Origin of the sequence: Kitasatospora sp. NPDC056731, from assembly GCF_040687675.1 — a bacterium.
In the GTDB taxonomy this organism is placed as follows: Bacteria; Actinomycetota; Actinomycetes; order Streptomycetales; family Streptomycetaceae; genus Kitasatospora.
Window position 1 is genome coordinate 22,993 of the sequence record NZ_JBFBNR010000003.1, and the last position, 19,095, is coordinate 42,087.

Sequence of the window (19,095 nt, forward strand, 5' to 3'; positions counted from 1 at the left end):
GTACCTGAGAGGACGACGCCCATGGTCGACTTCCACGAACTCGACAACGCCAGGTTCGACGTCCTGGAGAACGCCGCGACCGCCTGGACCACCGTCGCCCAGAAACTCAAGGCGATGGACGACGACTGGAACAGCACGGTGATCGCCAAGGTCGACTCCGCCTGCTGGAGCGGTCCCTCGGCCGACCAGGCCAGACCCGCACTGCAGCGCACCAACCAGCAGCTCACCGCCGCCGTCACCGAGGCCAACGCGCTCGCCTCCCTGTTCAAGGACGCCGCGAGCGAATTCCAGGCCGCCAAGGCCAAACTGGACAAGGCCGTCGCCGACGCCACGGCCGCCGGACTCACCGTCGGCTCCGACGGCACCGTCAGCTGGCCGTCACCGGACACGGCCACCCGGCACGACCCCGGCGGCTACCACGAATACCAGAAGGAGTGCGGAGCCAAGGCGGAGACCGCCCGCAAAGCCATCGACGCGGCCGTCCAGGAGGCCACCGCCGCCGACGAGCGGATCGCCTACGCCCTGCGCTCCGACACCAGCACCGACCAACAGAAGTCCTTCAACGGCGCGGCCATCGGCGGCGGCCCCGAGGCGGACGGCAAACGCGCCGCCCAACTCGCCGCCAAGGGCGGCGACATCAGCGACCCCGAACTCACCGAGCTCAACTCGCTGCTGGCCGCGCACTCCGGCGACCCGAAGTTCGCCACGAAGTTCTACCAGGACCTCGGCCCCGACGGGCTGATCAAGTCCTGGAACAGCATGGTCGGCGACCCGGCGCACTACCGCGACCCCAAGGACCCGCGCTGGAAGGCGTACCAGGACCTGCAGCGAAACCTCGGACTCAACCTCGCCACCGCCACCCGCACCACCAACGAGCCGCACCTGTCCGACGAATGGGCCGCCGCCCTGCGCAAGGCCGGCGCCCAGAAAGTGTGGGACAAGCCGTACCGGGCGTCCGGCCTGAACTACCAGCCGTACGGCTACCAGGTGCTCTCCGGCATCCTCATGACCGGGAACTACGACCCGCACTTCCTCAACCCCGTCGCCGAGCACATCACCCAGCTCGACACCCAGGAAGGGTACTGGCCGGCCCCACCACCCAACGTCGCCAACCGGGTGCACGGCTTCAACCTGCTCGGCGGCCCGGAGGCCGGCGCCGGGTTCCGGCCGACCACCGCCATCCTGGAGGCCCTCGGCCACAGCCCGGACGCGGCCAACACGTTCTTCACCAACCCTCCGACCGCGTACAACCAGGACGGCACCGTCAACCCCGGCGGCAAACCCAAACCGGCCGACTACTTCGACTACTACGTCCACGACAAGGACTGGATCCCGGACACCAACTCCCCCAGGGACCCGGACGTCGCGAACACGACCAAGCAAGGCGGCCCCGCCGCCCTCGGCCACGCCCTGGAAGCCGCCACCACCGGCCACCCGTACGACGAACCGGCCGCCGTCCCGCCGGCCAAGCACACCCCCGAGCAGGCCGGGCTGATGCAGAAGGTCGTGGACACCTTCGGCACCCACGGCGGCCACGGGGCACTCGACGACATCAAGGGCGACGGCAAACTCGCCCCGATGCGGACCAGCCTCGGGCACATGAGCGCCGAGTACATCGGGGACGTCCAACGGGCCCTGTCCGACGCGAACGACCTACCGGTCAACGGCTCCCCGGCCGGCCTCAACGGACCTGCGGTGCACGGCCTGCTGGACGCGCTCGGGCGCGATCCGGAGTCGTACGGCGCGGTGACCAACGCCAGCCAGGCGTACACCACCGCCCTCGTCCGCGGCCACATGGACAGCGGGCAGACCGACTTCGCCCGGCTCCAGGCGGACATCGACCACGTCGCCCGGGCCGGCGGGGTGGTCAACGGCCTCCTCGGCGAGGCCCGCATCGACGAGGTTCACACGCAACACGCCGTCTCCGACAAGGAGTTCAACGACGCGTTGGAGAAGAACGTGGGCTACGCCAAGGACGCCTTCAACAGCACCATCGGCATGGTGACGGACAAGGTGCCGCTCGGCGGGGAGATCTCGGGTGCACTGATCGACTCGATCGCCGAGAACGTGATCACGGCCAACTCGCGCGACACCACCGCAGACGGCCAACAAGAGGCCCGCTACTACGTCGACGAGGCCAAGAAGGGGGCGACGAACGCGGCCTACCAGGCGGTCAAGGACGCATCCATCAACGCCAACCTGCGCTACGACGACATCGAACGGCTGGCCAACAGCGCCCACGACCGGGCGAAGGACGGCTTCATCGACGGCCTCTCCACCGAGATGGCAACCATCGCGAAGGGCAACGCATGAGGGCGATCGGAGGCCGATGGGTGCTCTCCGCCACCATCGCGGTGGCGGTGGCGGCCACCGGAACCGTCGGCTACCTGGACTGGCGGGGCCACCGCCCCGTGGACCCGCCCGGCCGGGCGGCGTACCTCTGCGGACTGCGCACCGCTGACGACACCCCGCTCGGACGGCTGCTGCCGCCCGGTGGGCAGGACGTGGAAGAAGAGAAGGAGGGCCGCACCGGCGACCCGGTGTCCTGTTCCATCCGCGTGGACGGGCGCACCGCGCTCACCGTCTCCAGCGTCCTGCAGATGGGCCCGGTCACCCTCTCCCCCGAGGCCGCCGAGCACCCGGACACGCACAGATTCGACGCGGGCGGTGCGGCGGCCTCCTGGCCCGGCGGCGCCACCGCATCCGACTACTGCCAGGGCGGGCCCGTCGGCCACGCCCAGTTGGTCGTCAGCGCCGGCGAAGCGGCGCGACCCGGCACCACCGGCCGACAGGCGGACCTGGAACAGATCGCCCGGGACGGATTGAAGAGAAGCAAGAAGGACGTCTGCCAGTGAAACACTCCGGACCACTGATCGCGGGCGGGACGGCCCTGCTGCTCGGCAGCGGCCTGCTCGGTTGGCACCTGTACCTCGACCACACCGAGTACCGGCCGCCGGCCGTCGAGCTGTCGCACGGCGAGTGCAAGGGCGCCCTCGCCGACCCCGACGTCGCCGAGCTGCTCGGCGGCACCCCCCGGGTCTTCGTGAGCACGCGCTACCGGTCGGCGCAACCGAACTCCCCGGCCGCCCTGGACTGCACGCTCACCGGGGAGCGCGGGCGCGTCCTGCTCGCCGCGGTGACGAAGGGCTCCGCAGCCGCCTCCGGCGACAACGCCGGAGCGGTGGCCTTCACCTGCACCCTGAACGGCACGACCACGCCCTACCGGGCCTCCCTCAGACTCACCGACAAGACCCTCCACGCCACCGACAGCCCCAGCCCGGCGCGGATGGGTGAGTTGGCGACCGGCTTCGCCAGGCGGACCGCCGAGACCTTCGGCTGCGCCAACGGCGCCGAGTCCCTCACCACGAGCTGACCACCCGTGCCCTGTCGGCCGTCGGCGGACCGGTTGCTCCACGTGGATCGGCGGCGCGAACCACGTGGAGCGCTCGGCGGGGCCGGCAGCAGAATCCGTGATCAGCCCAGTTGGGCGAGGCCCTCGGTGGCGATCCGCTCGAAGACGGCGAGGTCGTTCTCGAAGATCGAGTCCGGCACCGGCCAGTGGATCACCAGCTCGGTGATGCCCAGCTCCTGGTACTTCCCTGCCCAGTCCACGAAGGCGTCCAGCGACTGAAGCGGCCGCTCCGCCGTCGAGCCCTGGAGCAGCATCTTCTCCAGCGTGGCCACATCGCGGCCCTTGGCCTCGCAGGCCACCGTCAGCTTCTCGATCTGCTGGGCGATCACCTCGGGCGCCCGCTCGACGGGCACGTCCGCCGGACCCTTCGGGTCCCCGTACGTCACCCAGCCCTGGCCGTACTCGGCCGCCAGCTTCAGCCCGCGCGGCCCGGTCGCGGCGACGTAGAACGGCAGTCGCGGAGTCTGCACGCAGCCGGGGATGTTCCGGGCCTCGACCGCCGAGTAGTACGCACCCTCGCGCGTCGTGGCGTCCGTACGCAGCAGCTCGTCCAGCAGCGGCAGGAACTCGCCGAACCGGTCCGCCCGCTCCTTCGGCGACCACGCCTCCTGCCCCAGCGCCGTCGCGTCGAAGCCCGTCCCGCCGGCCCCGATGCCCAGCGTCACCCGCCCGCCGGACACGTCGTCCAGCGTGATCAGCTCCTTCGCCAGCGTCACCGGGTGCCGGAAGTTCGGCGACGTCACCAGCGTCCCCAGCCGGATCCGCTCGGTGGCCGTCGCCGCAGCCGTCAGCGTGGGGACCGAGCCGAACCACGGCTCGTCCCGGAAGCTCCGCCAGGACAGGTGGTCGTAGGTGTAGGCGGCGTGGAAGCCGAGCTCCTCGGCCCGCCGCCAGATCTTCTGCCCCTCGCTCCACCGGTGGATGGGGAGGATCACGGTACTCAAGCGCATGCCGTCGACCCTACGTGTTCACTCCGGCAGGTGAGGTTTCGAGCGGCCCTCGGCTAGAGCGCCTTCACGGCCGCTACCGTGGCGCCGTGGGTGCATCGGGCAGGGCGGGGCCGAGCTTTGGACCATGATCGATGAGGGCCACCGTCGATGCCTACGGCGAGAGCCGAGCAACTCGCACATCACTTCGGATCACTTCGGAACCGGCTTGTGGGGAGAGCAGGACATGGCGATCGCCGTTCGGGGCGCGGATCACGGCGAGCGCTCGCTCGCCGACCTCATCGAGCGCAGTGCCGAGTTGAAGGGAGAGCTGGTCGCCTTCGCGCAGGGTGCGCGCTTCGACCGGTGGTTGACTCCCCTTCTGTTGGAGGCCGCCGGGCCGGAGCGGCTGCTGGACGAGGGTGAGGCGGTCCGGATCACCGACCACTTCATCCTGCGCTTCCGCCTGCCGGACGGTTCGACGGTGGTGGACCGGTTCGTCGGTGGGCGGCGGGACTTGGGCGAGATCGACCGGGAGATGCTGCTCGGCTGGCGGGACCCGGTCGAGGGGATCTTCGAGATCCGCCGCAAGGACGGGGATGCCCTCATTCTGCTGAACCTGGTCGACGACCTGGAGTACCGCACCTACTCGAACGCCGGACGGGCTGCTTTCCGCGGAGTGACGAGGGGAGGGTTCCTCCACACCTGCCTGGTGCCCGTCTTCTCGGCCGACGGGACGTGGCTGGTCTCCGGGGCGATGTCGTACTACCCCAAGTCCAGCGCCACCGAGATCGCCCGGGCCGCACTCCAACTGGCCACCAGCCACCCCGAACTGGTCTTCCGCAACCCCGAGAAGATCGAGCAGGGATGGGAGTCGATGCGGAAGGACCGGGCCGCGTTCGTCGAGTTCTTCGGCAGCGACGAACTGGTCCTTCCGCCCGCCGAAACCGAGGAACGGCTCAACGCCTACTACCGGCACCGGCGGGAGAACACCGCCGCCGAGCATCCCGACCGCGCCCGGGGCAGGCGGCGCCCGGCCCTCGACTTCCCGGCTTTCGAGCTGCCGCGGGACCTTGCGGACGCGGACACCGTCGGAGTCATCTACGACGAGGTCGACGGACTCAACTTCTACGCGGGCTACGGGCTGTTGCGGGACCTCTTCGCCGACCCATCCCGCACGGGCCGCAAACCGCACCAGGACCTGCTGCGCACGTACCTGCGCGAGGAGTCGATCACGCCACTGCCGATCCGCCGACTGGCCGCCGCCCACCCGGAGGCGGCCGACTCGGTGTTCCGGAAGCTGCTGCGGAAACCCGGGTTCACCTGGAGCGAGCACGGAGAGGCCTTGCTGCGCCGCCACAAGCCCTGGTACTACGCGCAGGAGCCCCGCCCCGGCTTCTCCGTCATCGGCGAGCGCCTCGGCGAACTGGCCGCCGGCGGGCGACGGCAGCGGTTCACCAGCGCACGGCGCGTGCCGGGCCAACCCCATCGCCCGTAGCCGCGAACGCCGTGGCCGCCGTCGTCAGAAGTCCGCTGAAGGGCGGCCGGTCAGAGCTGGCGGACGATGGGGAGGGTGTCCGTGCCGTGCTGGCGGGCGGCGCGGCGGGCGAGGCCGGGGGAGTTGCCGGTGCCGAGGATCTGGCCGTCGGCGATCGCGATCCAGGTGCCCGGCGCCAGCCCGGTGGGCGGGGTGAGGGAGAGGGCCGACGTCAGGGCGGGGTCCGGCTGGAGGCGGTCGGGGTGTGGGGCCGGCGAGTCGGTGCCGGAGCGCCAGCGGGCCGTCGTCCGCTCGCCGCCCAGTCGGCGTGACCACAGCACGTGCTGCACCACGATCAGGGGGCCGAGCACGGTCAGCAGGGGGAAGCCCGCCGTCAGCGCGCCCAGGGCGAACAGTGCGCTGACCGCACTGGTCACGACCACTCCGACGGCTGCCGCCAGCAACGCGGCCGTCCGTCCGAACGCCTTGGCGGCGACCAGCGGGAACAGCACGAGGAGCAGCAGGTCGCCGAGGCCCACGGCGACCGGCGGGCTGCCGCCCGTCAGGACGAGCATCGGGGCGAACGGCCTTCCCTGGACCTGGGTGACGAAGTTCGCGGTGACCTGCGTCAGGGTGGTCGCCACCAGGTCGTAGCAGGACAGGACGGCGGCCAGGCCGGCCGCGTGCGCCGATCGCATTCCGCTCTGCGTCCACAGGTTGGCCACGCCCACCACCGCGACGGCGAGCATCACGTCGGTGCAGGCGCGCACCGCGGCGGGGTGGCCGCTGCACGCCGCCGTGGCTCCGGCGGCCACGAGGGCGAGGCCCCAGGCCCAGCGGCCGGAGCAGACCGGTGCCAGGGTGAACTGCACCGCCAGGCAGAGCACCAGGCCGAACAGCGCCGAGACGACCACGCCCGGCAGCTTGAGGTAGAGCAGCGGGGCCAGCACGACGCCGACGCACAGGACGGCGATGTCGCCGGAGGTGTAGACGCCCACCGGGGGCCTGGGCATCCGCACGCGGACCAGGTACCCGCCGGCCGCGGCCATCAGCAGGGCCACGCAGCAGCTCAGGGCGACGAGGGGGATCGCGTTCATGCGCCGCTCCCGGCCCGGACGCCGACCGGACGGGCCGACTCGAAGGTGTGTTCCCGCAGGTCCGCGCGGACCGGGCTGGACGGCGGCAGTTTCGACCGGTCGTCGTGGAGCACGATGCCGGCCAGCGGCAGCCCCGCCGCCGACGCCCCCTGTTCGAGCCTGCGGTGCAGTGTCGCCGCGGGCAGCGCACGGACCAGGAGGTGCAGCAGCGCACCGCCGTCCGGCTCCTCGGTCAGCGTGTACCTGGCCGGCAGCGGCACGTCCGGCTCCCCCTCGACCAGGTCGAGGACGTCCCTGGTCGGCACGGAGGCGCTGAGCGGCCCCGACCAGCGGCCCAGGACGGCGGACGTGGCCGGCAGGTGCGCCCACTCGCACCCGGCCTCGCCGACGGGCAACCGGACCAGGTCGCCGGTGGCGTACCGCAGCAGCAGGGTGCACTCCCGGTAGGGCACGAAGGGGGTGTGCACCAGCATCCCGACCTCCCCCGGCGCGGTCGGCTCCCAGGTCTGCGGGTCGAGCACCTCCAGGTGCCCGAACTCGGTGGTGTGGTGCAGATGCCCCTGGGAGCACGGCATGCCGCCCGAGGGGAGCGTCTCCGTCATCAGGTAGGACGTGGACACCGGTGCGCCGAACGCCGCTTCGGCCCGCTCCCGCAGGGGGGCCGACAGCACCTCGCCGCCCACGCCGATGTTCTCCAGCCCGAAGTCCGCGGACCGCCACCCGCCCTGTTCGGCCTCCTGCACGAGCGCGGAGAGGTACGACGCGGAGGCGGTGAGGTGGGTGATCTGCGGGGCCTTGCCGGGCAGGCCGAGCGGTGCGGCGAGGCGGTCCAGGGCGAGCGCCGGGTCGATCGTCCCGAACTGGACGAACGAGGCGCCGACCCGGGTGGTGGACTCCTCGGCGACGACCAGCGGCAGGGTGGCCCTGGAGCAGCCCGCGTACGCCACGGTGTGCCGGGGGCGCAGCCCGAGGGTCAGGGCCGCCGAGATGGTGCTGAGGGCGATCGTCGTCTCCAACTCGGCCCGGGAGTACCAGACCGCGGTCGGGGTGCCGCTGGTGCCGGTGGTCAGCGCCATCAGGGCGGGCGCGGCGGCGGCGGAGACGAACGCGGCGGGCAGGCCGCGCAGGGCCGCCTTCGGGGTGACGGGCACCCGCGACCAGGTCTCCGTGTCGAGCGTGTCGGGGTCGATCCCGAGGTCGTCGAAGGTCCGCCGGTAGTAGGCCGTGTGGCGGACGGCTGCGCGCGCGGTGGCCCGCAGGCTCCGCCGGGTGACCGTGCGCCGCACCTCCGGGTCGACCTGCCCGGCCTGCCCCGGCAGCAGTGCCGAGTCCGCGCCCGGCTCGCCGAACTCGGCGAGCGTGCGGACCATGTCGTCGGCGATCCGTCCGAGGTCCTGGGGCCGGATCCTGCGGTTGAGCAGGATCGATGCGCCGTACCGGAGTTGACTCACCGCAGTGCCGAACACGAGACCTCCTGGAACCTGGGCCGGGGATGCTCACCCCGGCCCAGGCCGGGACGACTCGGTCAGGCCATGTGCGCGAACATGGCGGCGGTCAGGGTGCTCAGGGCGTACTTGAAGTAGTGCTTGACCATGTCAAGACCTCCTGGTGGGGCTGGCCGGCGCGGCCGAGCACGCCCCGATGACGTGCTCCGGTGCCGGCGGGTGGGGAGTGCAGTTTAGGGAATCGAACAATGCGCGACCAGAGGTGAGACGGCATCAAATTCCCTGCCCTGAAAGGGCGGTGCCGCAGCTCGGCCGGACCGGACCTACGGGTGCGGGCGGGTGCGCTGGGCCGGGAGGCGGGGCTCGGGGGCGCGGCGGGCGATCTCGGCGAGGGTGTGGAAGAGGACGTCGCCGAGCAGGACCGGCTCGCGGGAGGCGTCCGGGGAAGCGCCCGAGGAGGCGTCCGGGGAGGCGGCGGGCGGGATGGTCGGGGGAGGCTCGTCTCGGAGCTGGCGAGTGGGCATGGCTCTTCCTGCCGACGGGGTGGCCGTGCACACTCCTGCCCGTCGCGCCCCGGGGACACCCCGGCCGCCGGGCGAATAGGCCGGAAACGGCGCCTCGGGGTCCGAAAGCCACAGGTCCGGCGGGTCGGCGGCGCCGTCCTGCGGGTCCGCGACGAGGTCCGTCCTCGCCGGTGACCGGTGTGGCACCGATGGGCGAAGATGGACCGGTGACCGAAGCCCGTACCGCCCCCCGCCTCATCGCCACCGACCTGGACGGCACCCTGCTGTGCGCCGGCGGCACCGTCAGCGAACGCACCGCCGCGGCCCTGGCGGCCGCGGAGGCGGCCGGGGTGCAGGTGGTGTTCGTCACCGGGCGGCCGCCGCGCTGGATGCAGCAGGTGAGCGCGCACATCGGCGGCCACGGGGTGGCGATCTGCTCGAACGGCGGCGCGGTGGTGGACGTGCGGCGCGGTGAGCTGCTGGAGTCGTTCCCGCTGCCGGTGGAGACCACCCTGGCGGTGGTCGAGGTGCTGCGCGCCAAGCTGCCCGGCACCGCGTTCGCCTTCGAGTACCCGGACGGGTGGGCCCGCGAGCCCGAGTACGCGGTACCGATGTGGGGCGACGACCTGGAGCACGCGGTCGGCCCGGCGGAGAAGCTGCTGAGCGCCGGCGGGCCGGTCCGGGGCCTGTTCAAGCTACTGGCCAAGCACCCCGACCTCGACCCGGACACGTTCCTCACCCAGGCCCGGGAGGCGGCCGGGCAGCTGGCCGAGATCACCCGCTCGGCGCCGATCCCGCTGCTGGAGATCAGCGCGCCCGGCGTCACCAAGGCCAGCACGCTGGCCCGTTGGTGCGCCGGGCACGGGATCGACCGGAGCGAGGTGGTGGCCTTCGGCGACATGCCGAACGACCTGGAGATGCTGGACTGGGCCGGCACCGCGTACGCCGTCGCCAACGCGCACCCGCAGGTGCTGGCGGCGGTGCCGCTGCACACCGTGAGCAACGAGCAGGACGGCGTCGCGGCGGTGCTGGAGGAGCTGCTGCGGCTCCCCTGGCTCCCCTAGCTCCCCTAGGACGTATCGCCCGGACCTAGCCGAAGCGGCCGTTCACGTAGTCGGAGGTCCGCTGGTCGCGCGGGTTGCCGAAGACCTGCGCGGTCGGCCCGGCCTCCACGATCCGGCCCGGGGTGTCGTGGGTGGCCAGGAAGAAGGCGCAGGTCTGCGAGACGCGCTGGGCCTGCTGCATGTTGTGGGTGACGATCACGATGGTGAGCCGCCCGCGCAGTTCGGCGATGGTCTCCTCGACCCGTCGGGTGGAGGTCGGGTCGAGCGCGGAGCACGGCTCGTCCATCAGTAGGATGTCCGGCGAGACCGCCAACGACCGTGCGATGCACAGGCGTTGCTGCTGCCCGCCGGAGAGCGAGCCGCCCGGGGTGTGCAGCCGGCTGGAGACCTCGTCCCAGAGCCCGGCGCGGCGCAGGCTGGTCTCCACCAGGTCCCGGCGCTCCTCCTTGGAGACCTTGATCCCGGCCAGCTTCAGGCCGCTGGCGACGTTGTCCTGGATGGACATCGCCGGGAACGGGTTGGGCCGCTGGAACACCATGCCGATCCGGCGCCGCACCTCGGCGGGGCGCCGACCGGGACGGTAGACGTCGTCGCCCTCCAGCAGCACCTCGCCGGAGAGCGCGGCGCCGCGCACCATCTCGTGCATCCGGTTGAGGATCCGCAGGTAGGTGGACTTGCCGCAGCCGGACGGGCCGATCAGCGCGGTGACCTCGCCGGCCGGCATCGCCAGCGAGACCCGCTCCAGCACCTTGCGGGCGCCGAACCAGGCGGAGACCTCCCTGGTCTCCAGCCCGGCCAGCGGCTCGCCGCCGGGGTGCGGGGCCGGCGGCAGCGGCGGGAGGGTGAGGGTGTCGGCGGCCGGGTCGGTCGCCGGGGCGTCGACCGTCCCCAGGCCGGTGGTCGGGGTGTCGGTCATCGGTGCATCCGTCATCGGTACGGCCTTCCGGGCGCGCTTCAGTAGAGGTTGGGCAGCAGGGCGGCGGCGTTCTCGTAGACCGCCCAGAGCAGTGCGCCGAGCACCGGCGCGAGGCTCAGGTAGGCCGCCGAGGCCCGCCAGTACCGGGCCAGCAGGAGCGCGCCGAGCACCACGCCCAGCAGTCCGAGCGACCACAGTTGCAGCGTGGCCAGCGCGCCCTTGTCGGCGGCCAGCGCCTTGTCGTACGGGACGGTCCGGGGCCGGCCGCCGGGGTTCTGCTGGGGGTCGCCGTCCAGCCGGGCGCCGACCATCACGGTCGAGCCGGGGATCCAGTCCGAGTCCCCGGTGACCAGGACGAGCCGGTTGCGGGCCGGGTCGGTGATCGGGTGGTCGCCGTCGCCGTACACGTTGACGGTGTAGGTGAACTTGCCCTGCCCGGTGGTGGCCTCGATCTTGTCGCCGACCCGGAGCCCGGACAGTTGCGCGAAGGGCGCGCCGAAGGTGGCGCCGCGGCCGAACAGCACCGCGACGCCGCCCTGGCCGGGCAGGGCGGTGTCCCGGCGGTGGCCGGGCCCGCGCATGAGGTCCCGGCCGGTGGTGCCCTCGACCACGACGGCCTGGTGCAGGCCGATCGCCGGGATGTCCAGCAGGGCCACCGGGGCGCCGTCGGCGGCGGCCCCGGTGGGGGCGACGGCCCGGGCGAGCTGGTCCCGGAAGGTCTTGTACGCGGTGGACTGGAAGTGCCGTTCCTGGACGTGCGAGAGCGTGAACAGGTAGCCGACGAAGCCCAGCACCAGCGCGGCCAGCAGGCTGGCCACCCGGGCGCCCTGGAGGAGGCGGCGCCGCGAAGGGGCGGCGGCGGGCCCGGCCGCGGGGGTCGCGGCGGGCGGGCCCGCGGGCGTGGCCGGCCGCGCGGGGGCGGCCGGCTTCTCCAGCACCGGGGCGGTCACGAGGCGCCGTCCGAGGACTTGCGCCGCCGCAGCAGCCGCCGGCCGAGCAGCGGCGGGACGAGCACCACGGCGAGCAGTTCGAGGGCGGTGAGCGTGCTCAGCGTCCAGTCCTCGGGCTTGCCGGCCACCTCGACCACGTTCGCCGCGACCTCGGTGCTGCCGCCGCGGCCGCGGGCGACGACCTGGCCGGTCTGCGGGTCGACCACGTCCTCGGTGCCCGGGTCGCCCGGCGCGGCACCGGCCGCGTTCGGGTCCGTGCCGGCCGCGCCGTCGGCAGCTGCGCCGCCGTCCCCGGTGCCGCCGGTGCCCGCGCCGCCGCCGCCCGTACCGCCACCGGTACCGCCGGTGCCGCCGGACCCGCCTGCGGCCGTGCCGTTGCCGGTCCGGCCCGAACCGCCGGCGGCCGTGCCGCCCGTGCCGCCGGTACCGCCCGTGCCGCCCGTGCCGCCGGTCCCGCCGGCCGCGCCGCCGCCGGTGCCGCCCGAACTACCAGCGCCCGAACCGGTCTTGACCGGCTGGCCGTCCTGCACGGTGCAGTCCAGCGGAGCGCCCTGCTTGTCGCAGGGGCTGGGCTGCGGCGCGTTCTTGAGGACGGTCAGCTCACCGGCCGAGTTGAAGGTCGGGTTCGCGCAGTTGGAGAGGGTGTCCGGGTCGACGGGGCTGGCGTTGCCCGGGATGCTCTTGGTCTGCAGCAGCCCGCCCTTGACCAGGTTGCGCGGGATCGGCGAGTAGCCGAGGCCGTCCGCCTCGCCCTGGCCCTCGCACAGGACGTAGGCGAGGAAGCGGCTGAGTGCGCCGCCCTTGTCGTTGTTGAAGCGGGGCGGCGGCTTGAGCTCCGCTCCGGCGCGCGGCACGATCACGTAGCTGTAGCTGGAGATCGGGTAGGCGCGGGGGTCGTCCATCGTGTAGACGCCGTCGAGGTTCTGCTGGAGGTAGTTCGGGTCGGTCGCCGGGGTGTTGTCGTCGACGCCGCGGATCTTCGCCGCGGTGAGCGCGACCGCCACGTTGGAGGCCGTCGGCAGGGAGTAGTAGCCGGCCTTGTTGAGCACCTTCACGACCGGCCAGTTGCTGCGCTTGGCGAAGGCGTACTCGTCGTAGCCGATGGTGCCCTGGCCGATCGAGGACTTGATGTAGCCCGCGACGATGTCGGAGCCGTTCTGCGCGGTCATCCGGCCGGACGGCGGGTAGAACTCGGTGTAGTCGCCGCAGGTGGTGCCGTTGACGGACTTGCAGTAGTCGTCCCACTGGGCCTGGTAGCTGTGCTCCATCCAACGGGTGAACTGCGCGGTAGCGCCGGAGCCGTCCGAGCGGACCACCGGGGTGATCGGCATGCTCTGCAGCGGCTTGCCGTAGTCGGCGGTGATCTTCGGGTCGTTCCAGTTGGTGATCTTGTTGGTGAAGATGTCCACGATGGTCTGCGGGGAGAGTCGCAGGTCGCGGACCTGCTTGCCGCCGACCTGCAGGTTGTACATGAAGGTGGTGCCGCCCGCGGTGATCGGCACGTACGAGAAGCCGTAGACCGGGTTCTCCCGGCCGCCCTGGCCGCCGGTGCGGGCCGATTCGCTGAGGCCGGTGTCATCCCCGCTGCGGAACGGCACGTCCGAGGCGGTGAAGTCGGTCTGCCCGTTGCTCCAGGCCGTGCGGCCGGCGGCCGAGCCGACCGGGTTGAAGTTGATCTGGATGCCCTGCGGCCCGACGTCCTGGCGCCACTGGTCGATCGCCGGACCGGACCAGCTGGAGCCCTGGGCGCTCAGCGCGACCGACGCCGCGAACGCCGCCCCCTGCCCGAGCAGCAGTGAGGCCGCGGCGAGCGACAGGGACAGCAGCACGGCCAGGGTGCGGGCCACGGGGCGGCTTGCGGCCTCCCACGACATGGGAACTCCTCTGGTACGGAGGGTGGTTGGGCTGGGCATCAGCGCTTCTCCGGCTGGATGGCGTACGGACGGGCGACGGCGGCCGCGGCGGCCGCCTCGAGACGACGGGCGTCCCGGTTGATCCGGCGCTTCTGACCCCGCGTCAACTGGCCGGGCCGACGGCCGCCGAGCACCCGAGCGGTGACGAACAGGACCAGCACCACGGCCATCAGGGTCAGCCCCGCGGCGAAGGCCCGCGCGACCATCTCGGGGTAGGGCTGCTTGACGTAGTTCCAGATGTAGAGCGGCAGCGACACCTGGGGCTCGGTGAACGGGTCGGCATTGAACTGCGCGGTGAAGCCCGAGGTCAGGAGCACCGGCGAGGTCTCGCCGACGCCGCGCGCCATGCCGAGCACCACCGCCGTCACCAGACCGGGCCGGGCGGTCGGCAGCACCACGTTCCACACCGTCCGCCACTGGCTGCCGCCGAGCGCGTACGAGGCCTCGCGCAGGGTGCCCGGCACCAGCCGGATGACCACCTCGGCGGCCCGGGTGACGATCGGCATCATCATCACGGTCAGCGCCAGCGAGGCCGCGAACCCGCTCTGCTCGAACCCGAGGGTGAGGATCACCACGCCGAGCACGAACAGGCCCGCGACGATCGACGGCAGCGCGGTCATCGCCTCGACCAGGGTCCGCACCGGACGGGCCATCCGGCCGCCGACCTCGGACATGAAGACCGCCGCGGCGATGCCCAGCGGCACCGCGAACAACGTGGCCAGGCCCAGCTGTTCGAGCGAGCCGACGATCGCGTTGAGCGCACCGCCGGAGGTGATCGGGGAGAGCGCGGCCGTCCTCTCCATCGACTCGGTGAAGAAGTTCAGGTGCTGGGCCGCCTCGGAGCCTCGGACCACCAGATAGCCGATCTGGTCGACGATCAGCGCGAGCACCAGCAGTCCGGAGCTCCACGCGACCACCGACACCAGGCGCTCGCGCACCAGCAGCCTGCCCCACTGGAGCCGCCCGAGGGTGAAGTAGCCGGCCAGGAACAGCACATACCAGCAGACCAGGAAGCCGAACGCGCCGCTGAACGGCAGGATCCGCTCGTAGCTCATCCAGTCCAGCGCCAGCGAGCCGACCAGCGAGCCGGCCACGGTGAGCACGTCCTCGCGGGTGACCCCGCCGAGCTTCAGGCGCTGCTCCGGGCGCGGGGGTACGGGTGCGGGGGCGGGCGGCGCCTCGGCGGGCTCGGACGCGGCCACGGGTGGCAGGTCGAGCGTGGTCATCGGGTCGTCCCTTCAACGGGGTTGGTCATGTCGGCCGCCCTTCTCAGTCCGCGGTCGAGGCGCCGGAGCGCGACCGGTTGATCACGAAACCGGCCGCGACGTTGACCAGCAGGGTCAGTGCGAACAGCACCAGGCCGGCCGCCATCAGCGCGGAGAGCGACAGCGCGTCCGACTCGCCGAAGCGCAGCGCGATCAGCGCCGAGATCGAGTTGGCGCCGTTCTCGAGGATGTGTGTGATGGTCTTGAAGTTCGGCGAGATGATCAGCGCGACGGCGATCGTCTCCCCCATCGCCCGGCCGAAGCCCAGCATCACCGCGCCGATCACACCGCCCTTGCCGAACGGCAGCACCACCGCGCGCACCATCCCCCAGCGGGTCGAGCCGAGCGCGTACGCGCCCTCCCGCTCGCCCTGCGGGGCCTGGGAGAACACCTCCCGGCTGAGCGAGGTGACGATCGGGATGATCATCAGGGAGACCACGACGCCCGCGATGAAGGTGGACGAGGTGTAGGACGTCCCGATGTCGCCGGTGCGCACCTTCAGGAAGGGGATCGCGTCGCCGAGGTGGTTGGCCAGCCAGCGGACGAAGCCGATGATGCGCGGCTGGAGGAAGAACAGCCCCCACAGGCCGTAGATGATGCTGGGGATCGCCGCCATCAGGTCGATCAGCGAGACCAGCACCGAACGCAGCCGCACGGGCGCGTACTCGGCGATGAAGACCGCCGTGGTCAGCGCCACCGGGACGGCGATGGCCAGGGCGATCACGGCGATCAGCAGGCCGTTCGGCAGGACGGCGGCGATGCCGAAGTTGTGCGCGGCGGTCTGCCACTTCTGCTCGGTCAGGAACGACCAGCCCACCGCGCGCAGCGCGTCCGTGCCGCGCAGCAGCAGGAAGAACGCGATCAGCCCCATGATGGCGAAGACCGAGATCCCGGCGAGCCGCAGCACGCCGCGGAACACCCGGTCGCCGGGGGTGGCGGGGGCGGTGATGACGCGCGGGACGTCGGGGTCGGGCTGGCCGTCGGGGTGGCCTGGCGCCCCGGCGTACGGTGCCGCGGGCTCGGCGGCGGCTGTCATGGTCTGCTCTCCGTGCTCGGGTACGGGTGCCGGGGCGGTGCCCCGGCCTGGACGGCGGCCCGACGAAAGCGTCGAAGGCGGCTCGGTCGGCTGGTTCGTGGTCGTCGGTCGGTCGTCGGCGTTCCGGTCGGTCGCCGGCGTTCCGGTCGCCGGTCGGTCCGGTCGCCGACGTTCCGGTCGCCGGTCGGTCCGGTCGCCGACGCGCGGGCGGCGCGGGTCGGGCTGCGGGCCTGGTCAGCGGGCCCGGGGCAGACGGCAACGGGACCGGGCGGACGAGTCGGCGGGGCCGGAACGGCGGCCCCGCCGAGTCGTCCGAGGTGCGCCGGCGTCAACCGGCGCGGGCGTCAGCCGCGGGCGTCAGCGGCCCCAGCGGCGGCGACGCACCCGCGACCAGCCCTCGCGCAGCCCGGTCAGTGCCTTCTGCCCGGCCGGAGTGCCGCCCAGCAGCAGCGTCGCCGGTCCGCCGACCAGCAGCACCAGGCCGCCGATCAGCGCGATCGGGAGCAGCAGGCGGGCCATGCCGGAGCGGTCCGCCGCCGGCGTGCCGGCCGCGACGGGCGCCACGGTGATCGGCTTGCCGGACGCGGCGGGGGCGGCGGCGGCCTTCGCCCCGCCGGCCGTTGCGGCGGCCGGGACGGCGGCGGATCCGCCGGTGCCGGCCGTGCCGCCGGTCGTCCCGGTGGAACCGGTGGATCCGATGGAACCGGTGCCGCCGGTGCCGCTGGTCCCGCCGGTCGTGCCGAAGGTGTTGCCGTCGGCCGAGGTGTCCCCGGTCCCGCCGGCCGCCGTGCCGCCGTCGCTCGCGGGCGCGGGCGCGGTGCCGGGAGCGGCGCCGTCCGTGGAGCCCGATCCGCCCGCCGGGGTGCCGCCGGTGCCGCCGGTCGTCCCCGGGTCGGGGGTGACGGGGGGCGGGTTCGGCGGCGCGGCCTGGTTGCCGGGCAGCTTGCCGTCCTGCGTCTCCACGTGCGAGGCGGCGTCCGCCGCCTGCGCGCGCTGGGCGTTGGTCAGGGCGAGGAAGCCCTGCGCCAGCCGGCCCGGCTCGGTGCCGTACACCTGGCCGCTGGTCGTCACCGTCTTCAGGAACTTGGTGATCGCCGCCGCCTTGGCGTCGGGCACGCCCTTGGTCGGCACCATCGCGTACTGCACGCTGGTCAGCGGGTAGGCGAACTGGTCGTGGGCGTACGCCGTGTCGGCGACGCCGTACGGCAGTTGCTGGACACCCGTCGACGCGTCCACCGTCATGTCCGCCACCGCGGACTGGAAGCTGGACGTGCTGGGCGCAGCGAACCCGCCCGCCGGGTTGAGGAGTTGGGCCTCGGGGAGCGCGTAGGCCTTCGCCTGGCCAGCGTCCATGATCGAGAACAGCGTCCGGCTGCCCGGGTCCATCGGCGCGCACTGGTTGTGGCCGCCGTCGGGCTGGATGGTCGGATCGATGCAGGTCGGCTTGTTCTGCAGCAGCTTCCGCGCCACGTCACCGAGCCCCGTGGTGACCGGATTCCACTCGTACTCACGCCAGTTGCTGCGCGGCTGCGTCGTCGCCCCGACCAGCCCGGAGGAGTCCTGCCGGGCGAAGGAGTCGGTCGGGTAGCCGGAGAAGGCCGGCCGCAGGTAGTACGTGTCCACCCGCATGCCCCACGGGTCCGGCTCGCCGTCCAGGAAGCGCGCGGCGTCCGGGTCGGAGGCGATCCACGAGGTCAGCTGGTACACCAGGTCCGTCGTGCCGCCGACCACGATGGGGCTGGACTGCGAGACCGCGCAGGACGTCGGCCACTTCAGCCCGCTCTCCGGCGGCAGCGGGTTCAGCTTCAGGAACTCCTGGTCCCGGAAGATGCAGGTCGGGTTGCCCTTCACGGAGGCGATCACGCCTCCGGCGGGCGAGTACGACTGGGTGAGCAGCTTGGCCAGCAGCCGGGCGTTGAGCTTCATGTCCCTGATCTGCCGACCGGTCGACGGGTCGTCGACCACGAAGGCCACCGACACGCCCGAGGCCGACAACGGCGCGTAGACGTACGGGCGTTGCGGCGTCGACGTGTCCGGTCGGACCGTCAGGGCAACATCCGTCGCTCCGCCGAGGAAGTCGGCCCGGGCCTGCGGCTCGCCGCCGGCGGGAAGGTACTGGAAGGACAGCGGGTTGTCGCCCAGGCACAGGCCTGAACGCCACAGCTGCACGGCCCGGTTGGCCGCCTCCAGGCCTGCGGCACGGAACGCCGACGTCTGCGCCTCGCAGGCGGCCGGCGAGGGCGCGAAGGCCAGCGGCACCACGGCCCGGTTCTCCCAGGCGCACTGCTCGCCGCTCGACATGCCGTTGGCCGCGTCCTTGCCGAACACCTCGTCCGACGCGAGCTTGTATCCGGTGGTGAGATCGAGGGTGTGGTTCGTGCAGTCCACGGTCTGCTGCGGATTCGTCTGGCCGAGGCTGTCACCGCCGTAGTTGGCCTCCACCACCAGGGAACACGGGTGGGTGGCATCGCAGGCCAGGGTCGGGCTCTGCAGCCCCGTGTACAACTCGATGGTCGCGGCTCCCGAACCGTCCATACTGGTGGGGGAGATCACCATGTTGCTCGGGAAGTCCGGCGCAGGCACGTCGGTCTTCCGCTGCTGGAACCCGGCAGCCGGATCAAGCCCGTACATGGTGCTGCCGTAACAGTCGGTGACCTTTGGATCGGTACCGCGGCACTCGTAGATCCGGACGGCGAAGAAGGAGTAGGCGTCGCCGGGCTTCACGATCGTCCTCGGCTGGCCGTTGCCGTCCGTGGTCGGGGTGAAGCCGCTCCAGGAGAGCTGGACCACCTGGTTGGTGAGGTCCTTCGACTGCGAGAGCGTGATGCTCCCCTGCTTGCCGTACGTCCCGGTGCTCGGATTCCAGAGCTTCGGCCCCTTCACCGTCACCGCGGACGACGCCGCCACCGCCTGTGGCACCGCCCCCAGGCCGATCGGCACCACCCCGAGGGCCACCACCACCGACCACACCATCGCGATCGCCGGCCATCGGCGACGCCACCACCCCGGATCCCTCCGGTCGGGTAGTCGGACTCTCATGGCGGGCACCTCCGTGCGAATCCGCGCCGCCCAGCACGCGGCGCAAGGGGGA

The 19,095-nt window shown here is 72.5% G+C and carries 15 protein-coding genes; 5 read left to right on the forward strand and 10 right to left on the reverse strand.

Features of this window, described 5'->3' with window-relative positions; genetic code table 11:
• The first annotated feature begins 21 nt into the window (after positions 1-21).
• The 3 genes from AB0R04_RS04235 to AB0R04_RS04245 are packed head-to-tail and all read left to right on the forward strand — an operon-like array spanning position 22 to position 3,373.
• The gene (locus AB0R04_RS04235; protein ID WP_363368069.1) at positions 22-2,313 is read left to right on the forward strand and encodes a hypothetical protein; all 2,292 of its coding nucleotides are present in this window, start codon (positions 22-24) and stop codon (positions 2,311-2,313) included.
• Positions 2,310-2,855, forward strand: a complete 546-nt coding sequence (locus AB0R04_RS04240) for a hypothetical protein (protein ID WP_363368071.1) — start codon at positions 2,310-2,312, stop codon at positions 2,853-2,855. Before AB0R04_RS04235 ends, AB0R04_RS04240 begins: the two co-directional genes overlap by 4 nt.
• The gene (locus tag AB0R04_RS04245; RefSeq protein ID WP_363368072.1) at positions 2,852-3,373 is read left to right on the forward strand and encodes a hypothetical protein; all 522 of its coding nucleotides are present in this window, start codon (positions 2,852-2,854) and stop codon (positions 3,371-3,373) included. The genes AB0R04_RS04240 and AB0R04_RS04245 overlap by 4 nt, the downstream gene beginning before the upstream one ends.
• A gap of 101 nt (positions 3,374-3,474) precedes the next feature.
• On the opposite strand, the gene AB0R04_RS04250 is transcribed toward AB0R04_RS04245, so the two are convergent.
• Positions 3,475-4,362: an LLM class flavin-dependent oxidoreductase gene (locus AB0R04_RS04250; protein WP_363368074.1), complete on the reverse strand. Its 888-nt coding sequence runs from the start codon at positions 4,360-4,362 to the stop codon at positions 3,475-3,477.
• Between the two features lie 223 nt (positions 4,363-4,585).
• Between AB0R04_RS04250 and AB0R04_RS04255 the strand changes: the two genes are divergently transcribed.
• Positions 4,586-5,836: a hypothetical protein gene (locus AB0R04_RS04255; protein ID WP_363368076.1), complete on the forward strand. Its 1,251-nt coding sequence runs from the start codon at positions 4,586-4,588 to the stop codon at positions 5,834-5,836.
• A 50-nt stretch (positions 5,837-5,886) separates the two neighbouring features.
• On the opposite strand, the gene AB0R04_RS04260 is transcribed toward AB0R04_RS04255, so the two are convergent.
• From AB0R04_RS04260 to AB0R04_RS04270, 3 genes are all read right to left on the reverse strand, one after another.
• Positions 5,887-6,912 (reverse strand): hypothetical protein, encoded by a 1,026-nt coding sequence (locus AB0R04_RS04260; RefSeq protein WP_363368078.1) that lies wholly within the window; start codon positions 6,910-6,912, stop codon positions 5,887-5,889.
• Complete coding sequence (locus AB0R04_RS04265; protein WP_363368079.1) at positions 6,909-8,378, reverse strand: phenylacetate--CoA ligase family protein; 1,470 nt, start codon at positions 8,376-8,378, stop codon at positions 6,909-6,911. The genes AB0R04_RS04260 and AB0R04_RS04265 overlap by 4 nt, the downstream gene beginning before the upstream one ends.
• 302 nt (positions 8,379-8,680) lie before the next feature.
• Entirely contained in the window at positions 8,681-8,881 is a 201-nt protein-coding gene (locus AB0R04_RS04270; protein ID WP_363368081.1) for a hypothetical protein, read from the reverse strand.
• Between the two features lie 206 nt (positions 8,882-9,087).
• On the opposite strand from AB0R04_RS04270, the gene AB0R04_RS04275 reads away from it, so the two are divergent.
• Entirely contained in the window at positions 9,088-9,924 is an 837-nt protein-coding gene (locus AB0R04_RS04275) for an HAD family hydrolase (RefSeq protein ID WP_363368083.1), read from the forward strand.
• Positions 9,925-9,949: 25 nt separating this feature from the next.
• Here the strand turns inward: AB0R04_RS04275 and AB0R04_RS04280 are convergent, their stop codons facing one another.
• The 6 genes from AB0R04_RS04280 to AB0R04_RS04305 all read right to left on the reverse strand — a co-directional run bounded on the left by AB0R04_RS04280 (position 9,950) and on the right by AB0R04_RS04305 (position 19,043).
• Positions 9,950-10,840, reverse strand: coding sequence for a phosphate ABC transporter ATP-binding protein (locus tag AB0R04_RS04280; protein WP_079135714.1), 891 nt, complete (start codon positions 10,838-10,840; stop codon positions 9,950-9,952).
• A 38-nt stretch (positions 10,841-10,878) separates the two neighbouring features.
• Positions 10,879-11,790: a class E sortase gene (locus AB0R04_RS04285; RefSeq protein WP_363368084.1), complete on the reverse strand. Its 912-nt coding sequence runs from the start codon at positions 11,788-11,790 to the stop codon at positions 10,879-10,881.
• Positions 11,787-13,664 (reverse strand): substrate-binding domain-containing protein, encoded by a 1,878-nt coding sequence (locus AB0R04_RS04290; RefSeq protein ID WP_363368086.1) that lies wholly within the window; start codon positions 13,662-13,664, stop codon positions 11,787-11,789. The genes AB0R04_RS04285 and AB0R04_RS04290 overlap by 4 nt, the downstream gene beginning before the upstream one ends.
• Before the next feature lie 38 nt (positions 13,665-13,702).
• Positions 13,703-14,929, reverse strand: coding sequence for a phosphate ABC transporter permease PstA (gene pstA / locus AB0R04_RS04295; RefSeq protein ID WP_363368088.1), 1,227 nt, complete (start codon positions 14,927-14,929; stop codon positions 13,703-13,705).
• A gap of 43 nt (positions 14,930-14,972) precedes the next feature.
• Positions 14,973-16,004: a phosphate ABC transporter permease subunit PstC gene (gene pstC / locus AB0R04_RS04300; protein WP_063348389.1), complete on the reverse strand. Its 1,032-nt coding sequence runs from the start codon at positions 16,002-16,004 to the stop codon at positions 14,973-14,975.
• A gap of 357 nt (positions 16,005-16,361) precedes the next feature.
• Positions 16,362-19,043: a hypothetical protein gene (locus tag AB0R04_RS04305; RefSeq protein ID WP_363368090.1), complete on the reverse strand. Its 2,682-nt coding sequence runs from the start codon at positions 19,041-19,043 to the stop codon at positions 16,362-16,364.
• Positions 19,044-19,095: the final 52 nt, after the last annotated feature.